Origin of the sequence: Spiroplasma endosymbiont of Cantharis lateralis (genome assembly GCF_964030855.1) — a bacterium.
Classification (GTDB): Bacteria; Bacillota_I; Bacilli_A; order Mycoplasmatales; family Mycoplasmataceae; genus Spiroplasma_A.
Genome location: NZ_CAXIQF010000008.1, coordinates 520,616 through 541,684 on the forward strand (window position 1 = coordinate 520,616; position 21,069 = coordinate 541,684).

Annotated in this window: 18 protein-coding genes; 15 read left to right on the top strand and 3 right to left on the bottom strand. The window is 24.9% G+C overall.

What is annotated here, in order from left to right; all coding sequences use genetic code 4:
• Positions 1-3 precede the first annotated feature (3 nt).
• The 5 genes from AAHM99_RS04720 (at position 4) to AAHM99_RS04740 (ending at position 7,698) form a co-directional block, all read left to right on the top strand.
• Positions 4-2,277: a hypothetical protein gene (locus AAHM99_RS04720; RefSeq protein WP_342275527.1), complete on the top strand. Its 2,274-nt coding sequence runs from the start codon at positions 4-6 to the stop codon at positions 2,275-2,277.
• A gap of 2 nt (positions 2,278-2,279) precedes the next feature.
• Positions 2,280-3,371, top strand: coding sequence for a hypothetical protein (locus tag AAHM99_RS04725; protein WP_342275528.1), 1,092 nt, complete (start codon positions 2,280-2,282; stop codon positions 3,369-3,371).
• A gap of 8 nt (positions 3,372-3,379) precedes the next feature.
• Positions 3,380-5,191, top strand: a complete 1,812-nt coding sequence (locus AAHM99_RS04730; RefSeq protein ID WP_342275529.1) for an AAA family ATPase — start codon at positions 3,380-3,382, stop codon at positions 5,189-5,191.
• Entirely contained in the window at positions 5,184-5,780 is a 597-nt protein-coding gene (locus tag AAHM99_RS04735; RefSeq protein ID WP_342275530.1) for a 4Fe-4S single cluster domain-containing protein, read from the top strand. The genes AAHM99_RS04730 and AAHM99_RS04735 overlap by 8 nt, the downstream gene beginning before the upstream one ends.
• A gap of 91 nt (positions 5,781-5,871) precedes the next feature.
• Positions 5,872-7,698: a hypothetical protein gene (locus AAHM99_RS04740; protein WP_342275531.1), complete on the top strand. Its 1,827-nt coding sequence runs from the start codon at positions 5,872-5,874 to the stop codon at positions 7,696-7,698.
• Here AAHM99_RS04740 and AAHM99_RS04745 read toward each other — a convergent pair.
• On the bottom strand, positions 7,695-8,540 hold the full coding sequence (locus AAHM99_RS04745; protein ID WP_342275532.1) for a bifunctional 5,10-methylenetetrahydrofolate dehydrogenase/5,10-methenyltetrahydrofolate cyclohydrolase: 846 nt from the start codon (positions 8,538-8,540) through the stop codon (positions 7,695-7,697). The genes AAHM99_RS04740 and AAHM99_RS04745 overlap by 4 nt on opposite strands.
• 41 nt (positions 8,541-8,581) lie before the next feature.
• Here AAHM99_RS04745 and AAHM99_RS04750 point away from each other — a divergent pair, with 41 nt between their 5' ends.
• Positions 8,582-10,144, top strand: coding sequence for a formate--tetrahydrofolate ligase (locus AAHM99_RS04750; protein WP_342275533.1), 1,563 nt, complete (start codon positions 8,582-8,584; stop codon positions 10,142-10,144).
• A 48-nt stretch (positions 10,145-10,192) separates the two neighbouring features.
• Here AAHM99_RS04750 and AAHM99_RS04755 read toward each other — a convergent pair whose 3' ends face one another.
• Complete coding sequence (locus AAHM99_RS04755; protein ID WP_342275534.1) at positions 10,193-11,551, bottom strand: FAD-dependent oxidoreductase; 1,359 nt, start codon at positions 11,549-11,551, stop codon at positions 10,193-10,195.
• A 129-nt stretch (positions 11,552-11,680) separates the two neighbouring features.
• On the opposite strand from AAHM99_RS04755, the gene AAHM99_RS04760 reads away from it, so the two are divergent.
• From AAHM99_RS04760 to gpmI, 5 genes are all read left to right on the top strand, one after another.
• On the top strand, positions 11,681-12,406 hold the full coding sequence (locus tag AAHM99_RS04760) for a hypothetical protein (RefSeq protein ID WP_342275535.1): 726 nt from the start codon (positions 11,681-11,683) through the stop codon (positions 12,404-12,406).
• Positions 12,407-12,435: 29 nt separating this feature from the next.
• The gene (nagB, locus tag AAHM99_RS04765) at positions 12,436-13,161 is read left to right on the top strand and encodes a glucosamine-6-phosphate deaminase (RefSeq protein WP_342275536.1); all 726 of its coding nucleotides are present in this window, start codon (positions 12,436-12,438) and stop codon (positions 13,159-13,161) included.
• A gap of 93 nt (positions 13,162-13,254) precedes the next feature.
• Positions 13,255-14,004 (top strand): triose-phosphate isomerase, encoded by a 750-nt coding sequence (tpiA, locus tag AAHM99_RS04770; protein WP_342275537.1) that lies wholly within the window; start codon positions 13,255-13,257, stop codon positions 14,002-14,004.
• A 9-nt stretch (positions 14,005-14,013) separates the two neighbouring features.
• Positions 14,014-14,832 carry a Cof-type HAD-IIB family hydrolase gene (locus tag AAHM99_RS04775; RefSeq protein ID WP_342275538.1) on the top strand — a complete coding sequence of 273 codons (819 nt, stop codon included), beginning with the start codon at positions 14,014-14,016 and terminating at the stop codon, positions 14,830-14,832.
• Between the two features lie 2 nt (positions 14,833-14,834).
• Positions 14,835-16,421, top strand: a complete 1,587-nt coding sequence (gene gpmI, locus AAHM99_RS04780) for a 2,3-bisphosphoglycerate-independent phosphoglycerate mutase (protein WP_342275539.1) — start codon at positions 14,835-14,837, stop codon at positions 16,419-16,421.
• Positions 16,422-16,495: 74 nt separating this feature from the next.
• On the opposite strand, the gene AAHM99_RS04785 is transcribed toward gpmI, so the two are convergent.
• On the bottom strand, positions 16,496-17,044 hold the full coding sequence (locus tag AAHM99_RS04785; RefSeq protein WP_342275540.1) for a hypothetical protein: 549 nt from the start codon (positions 17,042-17,044) through the stop codon (positions 16,496-16,498).
• Positions 17,045-17,196: 152 nt separating this feature from the next.
• Between AAHM99_RS04785 and AAHM99_RS04790 the strand changes: the two genes are divergently transcribed.
• From AAHM99_RS04790 to AAHM99_RS04805, 4 genes are all read left to right on the top strand, one after another.
• Positions 17,197-18,549: a hypothetical protein gene (locus AAHM99_RS04790; protein WP_342275384.1), complete on the top strand. Its 1,353-nt coding sequence runs from the start codon at positions 17,197-17,199 to the stop codon at positions 18,547-18,549.
• 661 nt (positions 18,550-19,210) lie between these two features.
• Entirely contained in the window at positions 19,211-19,474 is a 264-nt protein-coding gene (locus AAHM99_RS04795; protein ID WP_342275541.1) for a hypothetical protein, read from the top strand.
• A 410-nt stretch (positions 19,475-19,884) separates the two neighbouring features.
• Positions 19,885-20,010, top strand: coding sequence for a hypothetical protein (locus AAHM99_RS04800; protein ID WP_342275542.1), 126 nt, complete (start codon positions 19,885-19,887; stop codon positions 20,008-20,010).
• A 247-nt stretch (positions 20,011-20,257) separates the two neighbouring features.
• Positions 20,258-20,617: a hypothetical protein gene (locus tag AAHM99_RS04805; RefSeq protein ID WP_342275543.1), complete on the top strand. Its 360-nt coding sequence runs from the start codon at positions 20,258-20,260 to the stop codon at positions 20,615-20,617.
• Positions 20,618-21,069: the final 452 nt, after the last annotated feature.

Sequence of the window (21,069 nt, forward strand, 5' to 3'; positions counted from 1 at the left end):
AAAATGATATTTAATAAAATTGAAATTCAATATGAAAAATTTTATATACCATTAAAAATAAAGTATTCTGAAATAAGAAAACCTACATTTATGGAATTTTTAATTTTATTAATTATAATAGAGCATCCAAATAAAAATAAAAATATTAATGATATTTTGGAAGAAGATTTTAATATAAAAAATAGAATTCTTTTTGAGAGAGCCTTAAGAGAGTTAATAAATTTTAAAGTAATAGAAATTGGTCAAAATAAAGTTGGTGTGGGACTATTAAATATGAATACACCAATTAATAATTTTTCAATTGACTTAAAATTAAAAGAAGAGTTTAAAAAGGGAACTTACACAATTTCTCAAGATAATAAATTTCAAGATATAAAATTTTATATAGATCCTGTTTATAAGAATAAGGAAGTTATTAAGGAAATTAATTGAAAAAAAAGAGTAAACGATGTTAAGTTTACTCACAAACTTTCTACAACAATAGATAAAAAAGAGTTCTCAAATAATGAGTGACTTTATAATTCATGTTCTGAATTTATAAATCAAAATCCTGACATTTTTGGAGATAATTCTTTTTTAAGGGATGTTATAAATGAGGGGCAAGAATCAATAAATGATGTTAGTAACTTTGAAAAGTATATTCAAAATGATACAGCAGCCATAGAAGCTTGAATTGAGTTATTTGATAATGGGACTTATAAAATTAAAACTGAAAGTAATTTTTTTGATGACTATTTGAGATTCAATCCTAATATGGCATTGGATATTTTAAAAAGTATCTTAAGTAAGTATGATGAAAAAATAAAAAAATTATTTATGCCAGAGTTACATATAAAAAATAAGAATGACTTTATGTCTAACCCAGACTTATTTTCAAATTTAAATATTAAAACAAGTTATAATTTAATGTTAATAAATGATCAATTTATAAAATCAGATGATGAGATTATAAAGAGTAAAGAGTTAGCCAAAAACATTGAAATAATTATTTTCTATAATTCCAAAAGAAATACAAAAACAATAAGTGTAATAGATAATAAGCTAATTTTTTATGTTGGCCATATTGACAATGAAATTTTACAAAATAATTCTTTTGTCTATTTGGATTCTAAAAATATATCAAATAGTTTTTTATTGGCAAATAAATCTTTTGAGTCTATTAATATAAATATTCCTGTTATTTATAAGTATAAAAACCCAACCGAACCTCTTGATTTAGCAAATCTATTTATATCAAGTATAGATAATGCTTTAGAAAAATTTGAAGATTCACTTATAAATAAAAAGTATGATATATCAATGAATATATACTTAATTTTGGAGCGTCTTGGTTTAGAAGAAAAAGTCTCTGCAATTCTTGAAGAATTTTTACTTAAGACAGTTGACTTTGGGCAAAATTATAATGCTATGAAACAATATTTAGCAGAAAAAACCTATAGAAAATTATCTCTAATATTAGAAAGAGTTGCAAAAAATTTAATTATAAAAATATCCAATGAAAGAACAGATGATGAATTATTTGATATATTAGAAAATTATCAATTTATTGATACAAAAAATATATTAGATATATTTGACAAAATAAATATGCAAAGTACAATTGAAAATATTTATAGAATTAATAGTTATTTAGAAAAAAACTCAATTGATGGTTGAAAATATAATGTTAGAGATTCTTTAGGTGTATTAACAAAATATTTTAAAACAAATAATAGAGCAGAGATGTTTGTTGATAATAAGTATAACTCTGATGTATGAGCTCAACATGCTCAAACTTTAAATATTATTGGAAAAATAACTAAGGAATTATATATTTCTAACTATAAATTTGTAGAAGAGAATTATAAATTTTTATTGGATTCTATTATAGAGTTGGTTGGTAACTCATTAGATATTGAAAATTTTGATCAGTATCTTTTAAATTTATCTGACTCGTTAACAGATTTCTATAGATATTATTACAAATATAAAAGTGAACAGTTTCTTCAAAAAACAGAAGAAATAATAGATTATAAAGTTAAAATTATGGCTGGAAATTATATAAATAAGATAGAAAATGATATAAATGAATTTATAGATAAAAAAATATATAATATGCCAATTGAGTTAAAATTAGTATGAGTTAAAAATGTTTTAAATAAGCCTGAAATTGTAGATAAGATTTTAAAAAATAATGATAATTATTATAAAAAAGCCTTAAATATTATTTTTGGAAAAGAAAGAAAATATACACAAACTGATTTATCAAAGTATACTAATATGTTTGGAGGAAAATAAGCATGAGTATGTCAGCTGAAGAAATTTTAATTAATTGTGAAAAACAGTTTTCATTTATCAAAAAAGATATTGATGTATTAATTGAATATATTATTGAATTAATATCACATTGTGAGCAAATTGATAATTCAGGATTCTATAAAAAAGAAATTGAAAAATTGTTGGACGAATTAAAAAAGGAAGAAAAAGATTTAGCAAGAAATACTTATGAAATAGAGCTTTCTCAAAATACACATATTGCAATTGAAACTTATCATGAAATTCAAAGATATGCAGAGAGAAAACGTGATACGTTAGCTGAGTTTAAAGCTCAGGTGGTTAGTTTAAAAAGAGATGTATTAATAAAAGAACAAGAGAATATTTTAAAAGTATTTACTAAAGATAATTTTAGGGATTTAATAAGTTTTAAAAATGAATTAATTAGTAAATATAAAAATGAAAAAGATAAACTTTACATTAAAGAAATGTTTGAAAAAAGTCAACATAGATTGATTAATAAAAAACCTGAAGAAATTATTAATTTAATAACTGAAGAAATAAAGCAGTTTAAAACTTCTAATAAAGTAATGAGTAAGGAAATAGTTGAAAACTCAATTCAATTATATAAAGAGGATTCAGATGTATTAACTGCTATTAAAGAGCAAGCTAATAAATTAATTTCTTTAAAAGAAACAAAAAATTATCAAAAAGATATAAAAGACTATTTTATAAGCTCATCAAAATTGGCTGAACAAGAAGCTATTAGAAAAGATAATGTAATAAAAATTGTGAAGTCAATAAGAGAAGTTGGCTATATAGTAAAAGAAGAAAATATAAGAAAAATAAAAGAAAAAAATCTAATTCTTATTCATGGTGAAAAACTGACTGGTGAAACAGCAGACTTTGTTGTAAAATTAGATGGAAGTTTTGTTTATAATTGAGAAGGGTTTGAAGGTCATGAGCATGATGCTGATGCTCAGGCTTTTTTAAATAAGCTTAAAGAATTTAACTTACATTCAAGTAAAGAATTTAATAAGCAGTATAGAGAACCAAAATATATTGTGAAAAACAAGCAAAATATAAATAACAAAAAAAATAAGAACTCAAGTAAGTAGGTGAATTTATGAGTGTAAAGAGAGAATTAAACCAATTAAAAAATTTAATAGGTATTAAAAAGGCAATTATAATTGAGGGGAATATAGATGATATTTATGAATTCGAGGGTAAATATGTAAATATCCACGATATAATTTTTAGTATTTTTGATCAAAAAAAATACTCTGATAAATTTATTTTTGACCAAAATTCTGGGCTAAAAGGAAAAAAAATAACTAGCCTAATTACTAGTTCTTCAATTAAATCAAGTAGTGGAGAATTTATTGGTAATGAATTTGATGAGTTATTCAATGGTGATATTGATAAAAGTGATTTTAAAGATCATTTAGTTCTAAAAAAACCAATTGATTTCTTTACTCTTTTAAATAAAAATATTAATAGAGAAGATGAAAGAAAAATTGGTTTTGTAGCAGATTATACTAATTTTGTTTTTAGTGACCAAGGATTAGATGTTGATGATAGAGCTGTTTTAACAGAATTTTCAAAGACATTAAAAGAATCTAAATTCTCAATTTCAAGAATTGATGAACTAACAAACTGTATTGTTTTTTTAACTAAGAAAATAAATCAATTACCACCTAGTTTATACTTAGATAATCCTGAAATTATTATTTCAACATTACCAAAACCAAGTAGAGATGAAAGAAAGCAATTTTTATCTACAATTAAATTGAGAATTCAAGTTACAGATATTTCAACAGAGTTTGAAAATATAGTTGATGCAACAGAGGGTTGAACACTTAAAGAATTATCTCATTTTGCAAAGTTTAGTTGTAATTTTGCAACGCCAATTACTTTTAATAAAATGTTTAATATATATAATTATGGAGAAAAGACTTCTCCATGAGAAGAATTAAGCTATGAAAAAATGTTGACAATAAAACAAGAACTTTCTTCAAAAGTTATTGGACAAGATGAGGCTGTTGCAAAAGTAGCAAAAGTAATTTATAAGGCTTATACTGGGCTTACTGGGATAACTTTTTCTTCAAAAAGAAGTAAACCAAAAGGAACTTTATTTTTTGTAGGTCCAACTGGAACTGGAAAAACAGAACTTGCAAAAGCTATTACGACTTTTTTATTTAATGATGAGGCAAACCTTATAAGGTTTGATATGTCAGAGTATGGACAAGAAAATGCTGATCAGAAACTAATTGGAGCACCTCCTGGATATGTAGGTTTTGAGGGTGGAGGACAACTGACAAATTCAGTAAAGGAAAAGCCATTTAGTGTAATTTTATTTGATGAGATTGAAAAGGCAAGTCCAAAAATATTTGATAAATTTTTACAAATTCTTGAAGATGGAAGATTAACAGATAATACTGGTCAAACAGTTAGTTTTAGTGAGTCTTTTATAATATTTACTTCAAATATAGGAGCAGCAGAAGTTGATCCCAATCAAAGTGCAAGCGAAGTTCATAATCAATTTATAAAAAAAGTTCAAAATCATTTTACAAATGAGTTAAATAGACCTGAACTTTTAGGAAGGTTTGGAAATAATATAGTTCCTTTCAATTTTATAAAGGATTTAAATTTAAAAGCAAAAATAATACGTCAAAAAGTAAAACCAATCCAAATTGCAATTTATGAAAAGTATAAAGCTGAATTGCATATTGATTTAACTGATAGAACTTTAATTGAAATTATATTAAAAAATGCTGATGAAAGAAGAGGTGGAAGAGATGTTTTAAACTCTCTTGAAACTAATTTAGTAGATCCACTTTCAGAATTTATATTTCAGAATTTAAAAAACATAAGAACTGGAACTAAAATTTTAACTTCAACAAATGAAGGAAAAATAATATTTAATATTAATGGCTAATTTAAATATTGGAAAATTTCTTATGAATAGTGAAATTGAAGGACCAGGAATTAGGTTTGTTATTTGATTTCAAGGTTGCACTATTGGTTGCAATGGATGTTCTAATCAGGAATTATTAGGTTTAGAAAAAAAGATGTTTATGCCAAATGAGTTTATTTATGAGAAAATCTTAGAGGCAAAGACTTTATTTAATATTGAAGGTATCACTCTAATTGGAGGCGAACCTTTTTTACAACCGGATGGCTTAAAGGAACTTGTTATTTGAAGTCAAAAAAATAATTTATCAGTAATTTGTTTTACAGGATATATTTATGAACAAATGTTAGAAGAACATAATGATATTTTAAAAAATATAGATATTTTAATTGATGGACCATTTATTATGAAGCTTTTAGATAAGAATAGAAGACTTATTGGTAGTAAAAATCAAAGAGTAATAAAAATAACAGATAGATATAAAAATTGTGATTATTTTGAACAACCACATTCAGAAGTTGAAATTCAAATCTATAATGATAGACTTTCAATGAATGGAGATGGTGTTATATTTGATAATGAAAATGGAGAGTTTAATTTTAAAATAAGATAGAAGGAAATAATTATGAGCTTTTTACTTAAGAGTATGGTGAACTTCTTTTCGTTTCCTCTTTTATAAATTTATAAAAGAGAGGATATAGAAAATGAATAAAAATGTCAGTAATAAGATTTTAGATCTTACTTCGAGTGCTATGATGATTTCATTAGCAATGTGTTTAAAACTAATTTTTTCACCTTTACCAGGTGTAGACTTAACACTTTTAATTATTCTACTAACGGCATTGTTTTTGAAAGCTAATATTTCAATTTTATCAACAATTGGAATATCACTATTAAGTTTATTAATGCCAATAGATATTATTTTAAGCATTTGTACAATTGCAATTTACTTATTTTTTAATATAACTATAATTTTATTTAGACATTTTTTATTAAAAAACAAAATTGTAGTTTATATAATTGCACCAGTATTTGCTTTAATGATTACATCCTTATATTTGCTAGTATCAATTTTCACGTATGGTAAGACTGAAGGTTATTCATTATATTTAACACATTTACATGAGGCCTATATAATATTTTTTATGTACTGTGTAATAACACCTTTCTTATTAAAAAGATTTCAAAATCTATTTTTAAAAATTGAAGGAAGATATTCATCTATATATAATATTTCATTTAAAAAATATATTGAAGAAAGTGAGAATAACATTTTGAAGATTTCAAATAAAAAAATAAATTATAATATTCAAATGGCATCTATGATTATTTCAATGATGATTTTAATAAGTTATTTTAGTTTTGTTCCATATAAAATGGTAACGAAATTCAATGATATTAATTATTTGGCAGCAATAATAATTGTTCCTATAATGATGTTATTTATAACTCCATCGTGAATTAAATTAGCTAAAAAAATTGGCAATTTAAATATTTTAAAAATTAACTCAATTGGATTATTGTTTGCTTTGGTATTTACATTTAGTTCATTTGAAACAAATAATTTTGCTCTAGCTAATTCATTATTATTTACTGGATTAACTATGTTCGGAATTTTTGTGGCGGGGTTGTTACCAATAAATATTGAGATTATAAAAAGTTTTGAAAGAAGGAATGGATTAAAAAATAAAACCTCTAAATATAATTCTATTTTTGGTTTTTTATTACTACCAATACCTTTTCTAATAGATTATTACTCAAAAAGTTTATATATATTATTCTTATTTATAGCAGTAATGATTATTCTTATTAGTTTATTCTTATTTAATGCAAATATTATGTCTGAGGGAAATGTGTTAAATATTAATAAGGATTCTTTTAAAACATTAAAAAGTAATAAAAAATTTTTTACTGAGATATTTATTCAAAATTATTTTATAGGATTTTTTAAGTTTCTAGATTGATCCTTAGTATTGTTCTTTTTTCTAAGTTTTGAAAATAATAAAATTATTATAAACACTGAAATAAAAAATACATCATTGTTATTATTTTTAATCTTTGGATTTATTTCAAAATATTTAGCTCAAGCAATTTTTGGAACAATTAAATTTAAAAATAATAATGTAAATAGAATAGCAATGCTATTGACTATCGTATCTGTTATTGGGTTTATAAGTTTTTTAATAACAAGTATTTATGTCAATTTCTCAAGTATAAATAATGTTTATTACTCTTTATTAATTATTCTAATGTTTATATTTGGAACTGCTTATGCTTTAATTGAGAAAACTAAAGCCAAAAGATTTAAAAGCATTGTCACTGATGAAGAGTTTTCATTAGCTATGATTATTGATCATGTTATGGGAAATGCTTTCTTTTCATTAATTATTGCTAGTATATTTTTTATGATTATTTTATTAACTAAGGCTTCTATATTAGGGATGATTTTACTTATGTCTTCTTTTGTAGTTATTGCTTCAGTTTTATTAATAACAAATTCTTTATTAAAAAATAATAAAAAGGAGAACTAATTGTTCTCCTTTTTATTATAAAGATTAAATGTATTTTCTAATAAACAAGATATAGTCATAGGACCAACGCCACCTGGAACAGGTGTAATATATTTAACAATTTCAAATACCTCATCAAATTTCACATCTCCACAATACTTGCCATCCACAAAATTAGCACCTACATCAATTATTGTCATTTTATCATTTACAAAATCCTTAGTAACTAAATTTGCAGCACCAGCAGCACTAATTAGAACATCTGCATTTTTGCAAATGCTTTTTAAATCTTTTGTTTTAGTATTGCAAACTGTAACTGTAGCTGATTTATTAATAAGCATATTAGCAAGAGGCTTTCCTACAATATTGCTTCTTCCAATTATTACAATATTTGCTCCAATTAAATTGATTTCTTTTCACTCTAGTAACTTTATAATTCCATAAGGTGTTGCAGGGTAAATATTTGATTTATTTAACATTACATTTCCTAAATTTATAGGAGTAAAGCCATCAGCATCTTTTAAAGGAGAAATTGTATCTGTAATTTCCTTTTCATTAATATGTGATGGCAATGGAAGTTGCACAATTATCCCATCAACAGTTAAATCTTCATTTAATTTTTCAATTTCTCTAATTATTTCACTTTGTTTAATATTTTCCTGATACTTTTTTAACTCTCCAATAATTCCTACTTTTTGACAAGCATTCAATTTATTTTTTATGTACTTATTACTTGCAAAATTATCGCCAATTTGAATTATTGTTAATTTTGGTTTTCTTTTTCCATTTATTTGCTCTATACTATTTTTGAGACGAGTATTTAATTCCTGAGCATAAAATTTACCATCTATTATTTTATTCATGACTTAAATCCTTTCTAAGAAACATTCTAAAGGTGATTATAATGGAAAAAATCTTAAAAGTATTAAATAAGCTAAAAATTGATCAAAAAGATTTTGATTTTTATGGCAAAAATATTGTAAAAATTAACTATGAAAAATATATGAATAATAAAAAGGGTAAGTTAATATTAATGACTTCAATAAATCCTACTCCAGCAGGAGAAGGTAAAACAACTACTGCAATTGGTTTAGCTGATGGAATGAATCATATTGGTAAAAATGTAATTTTAGCTCTTAGAGAACCTAGTTTAGGACCAGTATTTGGTAGAAAAGGGACTGCGACTGGTGGAGGAGAAAGTGAAGTTATTCCAATGGATGAAATTAACTTGCACTTTACTGGAGATATTCACGCTATTACTACAGCTAATAATTTAATCTCAGCACAAATTGACTCTGAAATTTATTGAAATAGTGATATTAAAATTGATCCAAATCAAGTTATATGAAAAAGATGTTTGGATTTAAACGATAGAGCTCTAAGAAATGTTGATATTAAAATAAGTAGTAAAGTCTCTAGAAAAGAACAATTTACAATAACTGCAGCAAGTAATATGATGACAATTTTAAGCTTATCTAAAAGTTTAGAAGATTTAAGAATTAGATTAGATAATTCTCTAATTGCCTATGATTTAAAAGGAAAAGAGATATTTTTAAAGCAATTAAAAATTACAGGATCTTTAATGGCTATTTTAAAAAATGCAATTAAACCAAATTTAGTTTTAACAAAATATGATACTCCAGCCTTAATTCATTGTGGTCCATTTGCAAATATTGCTACAGGAACAAACTCAATTATTTCAACAAATTTAGCATTAAACTTAGGAGATTATTGCATTGTTGAATCGGGGTTTGGTAGTGATTTAGGATTTGAAAAGTACATCAATGTGGTAAATCAAGATAATGATTTAATTCCAGATTGTACAGTAATGGTTGTGACTTTAAGAGCACTAAATTTACATAAAGATTTTGAAAATAATTTTGATCATTTAGAGAAACACTTAAAGCATGTTAGCCAATATAATTTAAATTTAATTGTTGCAATAAACTTTATTGAAAATGATAGTTTAGAGCAATTAGAGCAATTAAAAAGTTGATTAGATGATAATAACTATTTATGAGAAATGAATGAAGCTTATATTAAAGGAGCAGCAGGTGCTGAAGCCTTGGCTAAAAAAGTAGTTGAAATTTGTGATATCAAACAAAATTTTAAAAACTTAATTAAAGAGAAAGAAAAGATTGAAGAGAAAATAAAGAAAATAATTAATAGCTTTTATTATTTGAATGACTTTGAAATTAGCAAAAAAGCTCAAGAAAAAATAAAATTTATTAATAAAACAGTATATAAAAATCTTCCAGTATGTATGGTTAAATCAGCAAATTCAATTGATGGAAATGATGGTAAACTAAAAAATTATAAAATTATTGTTGAGGATGTAATTGTAAATAGTGGAGCTAAATTTATTCTCGTTTATACCAATAATGTTATGAGTATGCCTGGACTAAATAAAAATCCAAACTCAAAAGATATTGATTTGCAAAATGGTATAGTTATAGGATTAAAATAGAAGTAAAAAAAATGGAATTTAAATTCCATTTTTTTTACTATTTATAAATTATTTTTTGAAATAATTTAATCCTAAAACTTCTAAACTAGCTAATGTTATAAAGTTATATGGTTTATTAAAGTGAGGCAAGAAGAAGATATCAACTAATGGTAATTCATCAATTGTAAGTCCTTTTTGAATTCCTAAAGCAAACATATACATAACTTCTGTATGGTTATTTACAGAAGCAACTTGTGCCCCAATAATTCTTCTTGATTTTTTCTCTCAAATAATTTTAATTCATACGTCTTTATAAGTTGACATAAATTCAGGTCTATCAGAATCTTTAAACATAACTTCTTCTACATCAAGCCCAAAGCGTTTACATGCTTCCATAGAAATACCAACTGAAGCCATTTTTCATCCAAATACTTCAATTCCATTTGCTCCAGTGAATCCTGGACTTTTCAATTTATTTCCTTTGATAATGTTAGCAGCAGCTAAGATACCAGTTCTTACAGCAGTAGTTGCTAATGCGATTTGAGTATCTTTTTTCATTGAACAGTTGTAAACTTGAGCACAGTCACCAACTGCATAAATATCTTTGTTAGAAGATTGCATAAATTCGTTTGTTTTAATTGCTCCTCTTTCATCAAGATCAATTACACCTTTTAATAATTGTGTTTGAGGAATAACTCCAACAGAGAATACTACATAATCAACTGCAATTTCACCTTTGTCTGTAATAACTTTAGTTACTTTTCCGTTTTTTCCTTCAAATTTAACAACTTTTTGTCCAAGAGCTAAATTAACTCCTTTTTCCTTCATTGTTTCTTCTACTAATCCAGTAAATTCACTATCATAATAAACTGGCATAATTCTATCTGCAATATCGATTAATGATACTTTTTTCTTGTTTGCAACAAAAGCATCTACTAATTCAACTCCAATGTATCCAGCTCCAACAACAGCAACTTTTTTAATTGCAGGATTATCATTAGCAGCCTTAATAACTTTGGCATGGTGGAAATTCTTACAAATTTGAACACCTTCTAAATCAATTCCTTCAATTGGAGGGAATATTGGTCATGTACCTGATGCTATTACTAATTTGTCGTAATTATCATCAAATTCTTCTCCTGTTTTTAAGTTTTTTACTCTAATTGTTTTTTTCTTTGCATCCAATCCAATTCATTGATGTTGCATTTTAACATTTATGTTTTCACTTTCTAGAATTTCAGGTGAAGCATAAAATAAACCATTTGGGTCTTTTACTTCTCCTCTAACTCATAAAGCGATTCCACAACCTAAAAATGATATGTTATCATTTTGATCATAAGTTGTAATTTCCATGTTTTTATCTAATCTTCTTAAAGTTCTAACTGCTGTTGTTCCAGCATGATTAGTTCCAATTACTATAGTTTTCATTTGTTTTGCTCCTTAATCTTTTTACATTATAATAATATATGAATAATGTAGCAATTTTAAAAGAATTGGAATAATTTCTTTAAAATAAAAATGAGTATAAATAATTTTTTAAATAAAAGGTGGTAGAAAATGTTTTTAAGAGTAAATGGAGATATAAGCTATTATCTAAAAAGATCAGGTTTTATTAAGTATTTTGATGAGAATAATCTTTCTAGAAAATCAAAGTGATATATTAAAAGAGTTGAAAAGAAAATAAATGATAAAAATACATTTACTTATTTTAAACATTGAATTCTTTGAAGGTGAATAAATGCCAACTTTAAACTTTCAGAAGGTTTTATTGGGAAACTAAAAAGAAATATAAAAAAATTAGAACTAACTTTAAATTCTAAAGAAGAAAGATTTATTAGAGATATGGAAGAATTGGTTTTTAACTCTTGAAGGCCCCTAAAACAATTTCCAGTTAGATTTCAACTAGAAAAGAAAGAAAGAATAAATTTAATTCAAACTAGTGTAAATATCCACAACTATAATCCAGAAGTTGCTGAAAAAAAGATTCAATTAATGGGAACTTATGATTGTTATTTTTCAAATCAAAATATTTTTCTAACTGATAGTAATCAAAATGTTCTTAAAACAATTGAATTTTCTTCAATTTTAGATGTTTCGATTGAAACATTTGGGGTCATAATTTCTATTAAAAATAAAAAGTACTTATTTAGAGGAAAAAATAGATTGCTTACCTATGTATTATTACAAAGAATGATTCCAAGATTAGGTCTTAAATTAGAAGCCACAGAAGGGTTATATAATTATTTTGATTTTTGAAATAAATTAATTTCAAAAATTAGTTAATATATGAATATAAGAGGAGAAGGATACTTATGAAAATTATAAAAATTAGTGATAACAATGAAGCAGGTAAAATTGTAAGTGATTTAATATTAAATGAAGTTAAGTCTAATTCTAAAATTGTTCTAGGTTTAGCAACAGGAAGTTCACCTATTACAACCTATGAAAATATTATTGTTAAATCAAAAGAACTAAATATTGATTGAAGTAAAGTTACAACTTTTAATTTGGATGAATATAAAGGATTAAGTTCACAACATAGTCAATCTTATAGATACTTTATGAACAATAAACTTTTCGATCATATTAACATTGATCAAAAAAATACTTTTGTACCAAGTGGAATGATTGAAACTAATAATGAAGCACAAAAATATGATGAATTGATTTCTCAAAAGGGTGGAATTGATTTACAGCTTTTAGGTTTAGGTATTAATGGTCATGTTGGCTTTAATGAGCCAGGAAGTGATTTTGAGGGGTTAACTTCAATAGTTAAATTAACAAAATCTACTATTGAAGCAAATTCAAGATTTTTTGAAAATGAAAATGATGTACCAACTCAGGCAATATCAATGGGTTTGAAATCAATTATGAATGCAAAAAAAATTATTTTAATTGCAACAGGATCAGCAAAAGCAGAAGCTGTTAAAAACTTAGTAGAGGGGCCAATATCAAAAGATTGACCTTGTTCAATTTTGTTAAATCACAAAGATGTAACAGTAGTAATTGACAATGAAGCTGCTAGGTTATTAAAATAAGTTAACTCTTAAGGGGTTTTTTTATTTTAATTAATTTGCAACATTATAATATGGTGTAAAATTATAGTGTAATCATTAGAGGAGCATATAAAAATGAGAAAAAAAATTATTATAGGAAACTGAAAAATGTTCAAAACAAACTCACAAGCAATTAAATTTATTAAAGCTGTGGATTCAAAAGTTAAAGTAGATAAAAATATTATTGCAGGTATAGCTGTGCCTTCAATTATGCTAAGCGATGTACAAAAAGTTGCTAAGAATATAGCAATTGCAGCTCAAAATTGTTACTTTGAAAAAGAAGGAGCATTTACTGGTGAAATATCAGTTCCAATGTTGCAGGATTTAGGTATTAAATATGCAGTTATTGGTCACTCAGAAAGAAGAGATCTTTTTGGTGAAACTGATGAAATGATAAATAATAAAGCAAAAAGCTTATTAGCAGCAAATATAACTGCAATTTTATGTTGCGGAGAAAGTTTGAAAACTTATGAAAGTGGTAAAACAATTGAATGAGTTAAAAATCAAATTACTAAGGGATTTGCAGGAATATCAGCTCAAGATGCTAAAAAAGTAGTTATTGCTTATGAACCAATTTGAGCAATTGGAACTGGAAAAGTTGCAACTCCACAAATAGCTCAAAATGTTTGTAAAGAAATAAGAGATATTATAAAGGGACTTTATAACCAAGAAGTTGCAGATGAAATTTTAATTCAATATGGTGGAAGTGTTAAACCAGAAAATATTAAAGAAATTTTAGAGCAAGCAGATATAGATGGAGCACTAGTTGGTGGTGCATCATTAATTGAAGATTCTTATCTAGGATTAGTAAATTACAAAGGTTAATTTATAAATATGAATTATAAAATTTTAGCTTTAGATATGGATGGTACCACTTTTAAATCTTTAGATGATATTGTAATGGAAAATGTTGAACCAATTAATCAAGCCATTGAAAAAAATATAAAAGTGGTTTTTGTAACTGGAAGACCAATTCACACAAAATTAAATAGATTAGAGTTATTTAATTTTAAAAATGATGGAGCTATTTTTGCTGCCTTTAATGGAGCATTAATTTATGATTTAAAAGAAAATAAAGCAATAGATGCAAATCCAATTGATAAAAAAACAGCTCTTAAAGCTTTTGAAATTTTAAAAACTGACAAAGACTTTAGCGAAATAGAACTTTGAGCATATACTGTAAATGATAAATTGAGTTATATTAATATGCCAATTGAAAAAGGAAAAGTTTTAAAACATGAAACTCATTTTTTTGACTATGAACCTGTAGTTTATAATTCAACTATGGAAATGTTAGATTGTCATAAAATCTTGACAATGAATACTAATAAAAAGTATGTTGAAAAATTAAGAGAAATTGGTTTAGAGGTTTCTTGAACAGAGGGTTCATTAGCAGGAGAAGTTACTAAAAAAGGTATTAATAAAAAATATGCATTAGAATTTCTATCTAAAAAGTTTTCTATTAAAAAAGAAGAAATCTTGGCAATGGGTGATGGTGCAAATGATGTTCCAATGTTTGAATTTGCAGGATTATCAATCGCTCCTGCAAATGCACATGATGAAATTAAAGCAAAGGCAACTGAAGTATCTAAATATACAAATTTAGAAGGTGCTGTGGCCAAAGCAATAAAAAAATATATACTAGGAGAGTAAAAATGAAAACAAAAAAACCAGTAGTATTGGCAATATTAGATGGATGAGGAATTGCAGAAGAACAAAAAGGTAATGCTGTTTTTCAAGCAAACATGGAGTTTGTAGAAAGTCTTAAAAAGCAATATCCGTGAGCAAGTTCTCACGCAAGTGGTGAATGAGTTGGACTTCCAGAAGGACAAATGGGGAATTCTGAAGTAGGTCATATTCACTTAGGAGCGGGAAGAATTAAGTATGAATCATTATCACTAATTAATAAAGCAATTAGTGATAATAAATTTGACTCAAATGATGAAATTCAAAAGGCGATTAGAAACTCATTAGATAAAAATAGTGCTTTTCATATAATGGGGTTATTTTCTGATGGTGGAGTTCATTCACATATGAATCATATGTTTGCAACTTTTAAAGCTGCTGCAAAGGCAGGAGTTAAAGAAATTTATATTCATTTATTTACAGATGGAAGAGATACAAAACCAACTGTGGCTTTAAATTACTTAGAGCAATTAAATGCTTTATTTAAAGAGTATAAAGTTGGACAAGTGGGTTCAATTTCAGGAAGATTCTTTTCAATGGATAGAGATAAAAGAATGGAAAGAGTTGCAGAGGGGTATAAATCATTAGTAGATAGAAATTGTGAAAACTCATTTACAGATCCTGCAAAATATATTCAGTCTCAATATGATTTAGGAAAAGATGATGAAGGTATCTTACCAGCTTATAATAAAACTTGTGAAAATGGTTTTATAAAAAAAAGTGATACAGTAGTTTTTATAAACTTTAGACCAGATAGAGCAATTCAAATGGCAAGTACATTTACAAATAAAAATTATGAAGCGTGAAGTGATCCAAACTTTAAAAATTTAACTTTCTTAGGTGATCAAATATATTTCTTATGTATGATGGAATATTCAGATTCAGTTAAATCAAATCATATTGCTTTTAAATCAATTGAGGTAATCAATGGTTTAGGAGAATGATTAAGTAAAAAGGGTTATAAGCAATTAAGAATTGCTGAAACTGAAAAGATAGCTCATGTTACTTTCTTTTTTGATGGAGGAAAAGATTATTTTAAAAATGGTTTAGCAACACAAGAGGAAATAAAACTTAAAGGTGCTTCAATAGATTTAATTGCTTCACCTAAAGTTGCAACGTATGATTTAAAACCAGAAATGTCTGCAGTTGAAATTACTGATAGATTAGTTGAAAGAATAGAGTCACAAGAGTTTGACTTAATTGTTTTAAACTATGCTAACTGTGATATGGTTGGGCACACAGGTGATTTACAAGCAGCAATTAAAGGTGTAAAAACTTTAGATAAACAATTAGAAAGAGTTTATCAAGCATGTGAAAAAAATGGTTCTACAATGATTATTACAGCTGATCATGGTAATGCTGAAATTATGATTGATAAAGAAGGTGGACCTAACAAAAAACATACAAGTCAGCCAGTACCAATTATAATAACAGACAAATCAATTAAAATTAGAAAAAAAGATGCTGCAATTGCTGATGTAGCAACAACAATATGTGAAATTCTTGGAGTAGAAACTCCAAAGGAAATGACACAACCATCATTAATTGAAAAATAAAAAATAGAAAATCTTATACAAATCACATAAGGTTTTCTATTTTTCTTTTTAAATAATTTATAAATTTTAAAAGATTATTCAGTTACATTTGGGTTATCTTGTATTGCTCAATCATACATTTTTTTTAGATGAACTTTTGTTTTATTGTTTGAGTATTTATCATTTAAAAAAAAATCTGAAAGTCTTATAAATTCATCTTTACTTACTGCTGAAAAAATAATTTTTCTTCCATTATCTATTTCAAGTTCCTCTGAATAGTTTTCATTAAATTGGAATACCTTATAAGCATATACTAATTTTCAAAATCTAAAAATACTATCCTTTTGTGTGTTAATAGAGTTAAGATTATAATTCATTCACTCACTCTCTTGTTCTTCCTCTGTCATACTTTCATAGTCAATTTTTATTTTATATTCACTTCATTCTTTATCAAAATTAGTCTTGAAATTGTCAGACTTACTTACTGCAGTTTTTACACTCTTTTCAATTTCTTCAATACTTTTAGGTTGCTCAGTTGGTATAAAGTAGTCTTCATCATCTTTAGTAGTGCTACAACTAATTATATTTAAACTGGGCATAACTGTTAATGATATAGAAGATAATGTTAATAATAGTTTTTTCATAATTCACCTCTTTTTAAATTTTACAATAAAATCAATATTTTTTATAAAAAATATTGATTTCCTTTATTTATGAGTATGAGTAATAAGCGATTATGTCCCTACATATTAACAAGCGACTTTGTCCTCCTTTATAATCAATAAATGGAGGTTTTATGAAAGGACTAATATTAAATACCATGAAACAAGAACAACTAAGATTAATTAAAGACTTATCTTTAAGAAAAGAATCTATTAAAAATACAGCCTATAAATTAGGTTATAGTGTTAGACACACAAGAAGAAAACTTAAAGAATATCAAGAGATTGGAGCAAAATCTTTTATTCATAAAAATACCAATAAAATACCTATAAATAAAATTTCACAGTTATTTAAAGATGAAATAATTGAATTATTTCAAACTAAATATTATGACTTTAGTATTAAACATTATTGAGAAAGAAATTGAAAAAGCAAAATAAGCTATTCTGCAATTAGACACATATTAATAGAAGAAAATATTTTAATTGATACTCTTAACAGAAAAACAAAAAAAGATATTCGTAAAAATTTAAAGGCAGCAAACCAAGAAAATTTAACAAGCGAGTATCTTTCAAAATCAATTATAACAAGCAAACCCCATCCTACTCAAAAGAAAATTGTAAAGTTTGGAGAAATCTATGAAACTGATGCTTCAAATCATCAATGGATTAAAAACTTAAAATGTCATTTGCATATTGTAATTGATAAAGCTAGTAAAAGGATTTTGGCAGGCTATTTCAGTGAACAAGAAACTACTGAAAGCTATTACAATATCTATAAAAAAACCTTTAAACATTACGGTTTACCAAAATTAAATGTTAGTGATAATAGAAATGTTTTTAGTAGTAAAAATAATCGTGATCACTTTGGTGATAGCGTTTCAAATACACAATTACAATTTATTTTTCACTCTCTTGGAGTAAATACAAAAACAACTTCAATCCCCCAAGAAAAAGCATTAGTTGAAAGAACTTTTGGAACATTGCAAAGAAGATGACCTCAAATAATTAGACTCTTAAATTTAAAAAATATTGATCAGTTAAATAATTATTTACCTCATCTTATTCAAGAATACAATCAAGATTTTTCAATCCCTTTAGACCAATTAGAATCAGTAACTAGAGAATTTGATCAAGATGAAGATATTGTTTTCTCTTATCGAAGTGAAAGAATTATTGATAATGGTCATAGTATTAGTTTTAAAAAAAATAAGTGATTTATATGTAAGGGCTTTACTCCAATTTACTTTAAGCCAAAGTTAAAAGTAATGGTTATGGAAACTGTAAATAAAAAGTATTATGCATTAATTGGAAATGACATTTACAATCTTATTCAAGTTGAAGATGAACGTTTACATGGAAGTATGAAAACACTATCTGATAAAGAATTTGAAACTACCAAAATACCCAAAATTGAATCTCCTTGAAAAGCAACTAACTGATATTTTTTTGATAGAAAAAGAAAAAATACAAGATCTATTTATTAGATAAATCTTGTATTTTGAGACATAATCGCTTATTATCTACAAAAAAATATTGATTTCCTTTATTTATGAGTAATAAGTGATTATTTCCCTACATATTAACAAGTAACTTTATCCTCATTTATAATCAATAAATGGAGATTTTATGAAAGGATACTATTAAATACCATGAAACAAGAACAACTAATATTAATTAAAAAAGTTAGATTTAAGAAAAAAAATCTATTAAAAATACAACCTATAAATTTGGTCATAGTGTTAGACATACAATATGAAAACTTAAAGAATATCAAAAGACTGGAGCAAAAGCTTTTATTCATAAAAATACCAATAAATAAAACTCAACTATTATTTCAAACTAAATATTATGACTTTAGTATTAAAGATTATTGAGAACTAAATTAAAAAAGGAAAATAAGTTACTCTTCAATTAGTTACATATTAATAGAAGAGAATATTTTAATTGGGGACTCTTAACAGAAAAACAAAAAAATATTTTTAGGAATTTAAAGTAAACTAACCAAGAAAATTTGAACTAGAGTATCTTTCAAATTCAATTATAACAAGTAAACCACATCCTAGGCAAAGGAAAATTGTAAAATTTGGAGAAATCTATAAAATTGATGACTAAAATCATCATTAAATTAATAATTTAAAATGTCATTTGCATATTGTAATTGATAAAGCTAGTAAAATAATTTTGGCAGGTTATTTCAGTGAGCAAGAAACTACTGAAAGTTATTATAATATCTATAAAAAAGACTTTAAAAATTATGGTTTACCAAAATTAAATATTAGTGACAATCAAAATGTTTTTAGCAGTAAAAATAATCGTGATCATTTTGGTAATAGTGTTTCAAATACACAATTACAATTTATTTTTCACTCTTTAGGAGGAAATATAAAAAGAAGGTCAGTCCCTCAGTAAAAAGCATTAGTGGAAAAAACTTTTGGAACATTACAAATAGGATTACATCAAATAATTAGATTCTTAGATTTAAAAAAATTGAGCAATTAAATAACTATTTATCTCATTTTATTCAGAAATATAATCAAGATTATTCAATAGTTTTAGACCAATTAGAATCAGTAACTGGAAAATTTGATTAAGATGAATATATTGTTTTATCGTATCGAAGTGAAAGAATAATTGATAATGCTGATAGTATTAGTTTCAAAAAATCTAAGTGATTTATTTTTAACGGCTTTACTCCAATTTACTTTAAACCAAACCTAAAAGTAATGGCTATTGAAACCATAAATAAAAAGTATTATGCATTAATTGGAAATAACATTTACAATCTTATTTAAGTTAAGAATCAGAGTTTACATGGCAGTATGAAAACACTATCTAATGAGGGATTTGAAGCTACTAAAATACCCAAAATTAATTCTCCTTGGAAAACAATTAACTGATATTTTTTGATAGAAAAAGAAAAAATACAAGATCTATTTATTAGATAAATCTTGTATTTTGGGACATCTTTGCTTATTATCTACAAAAAATAAAAAATATTGATTTTTTTAGTTTCAATAAACTATTATGTATCTAGAAATTAACAATTAACATCCCCTTTATAATTAATAAATACAGGATTCATGAAAGACTGTTATTAAATTTTATTAAACAAGAGCAGCTAAGATTAATTAAAAGAGTTATCTTATAAAAAGAATATGTTAAAATACAACACTTAAGTAAGATTATATTACTATGCATACAAAAAAACTTAAAAAATATCAGAAGTTTAAAACTAATGCTTTTATTCAAAATAACTATAAGTTACATGTAAAAAAATTGGAAATAAGAATAAACTACTATTTAACTAAATGAAGCTTAATAAAAAAGTATTTTAACTCTAAGTCTAAACAGAAAAATAAAAGGAATATACATAAAAATTTAAATGTAGTAAAAAAAATTTTAAACGCAGAATCAACTTGGAGAAATAATTATAAAAAACAAAGTTCGCACTGCACAAATAAAAATATGAAACTAGAAGATGTATATAAAATTGCTGCATGAAATTATCAATTAATTCAAAAAAATAAAGTAGCATCTGCATATTTTAATTAATAAATTTATCAAAATAACTTAGATAAGTTAATCAGTTATAAAAATTATTTAAATACTAGAGTTTACCAAAATTAAATTTTAGTGATTTTAAGATTTCTTAGTAGTTAGAAATAAGCAGTCTCAATTACTCAGCAGAAGTAATTAGTTGAAAAAATTTTTAAAAATAAAAAAGAGGATCACCTCAAATATTAGACTTTTATATTTAAAAAATATTAAGCATCTAAATAATTATTTAATAGTTCCTATTCAGAAATACAATTAATATTTTCAATAATTGAAATAGCAATTAAAATGAGACCAAAAATTTCCATAAAGATAAAAATAGAATTTTATCATACTAAAGTTAGAAGATTATTGATTCTTGTAATAGTATTACTTTAAAAAATAAGTGATTTATATGTAAAAGCCTTACCACAATTTGCTTTAAACTAAGCTAAAAATTATGTTTAGCT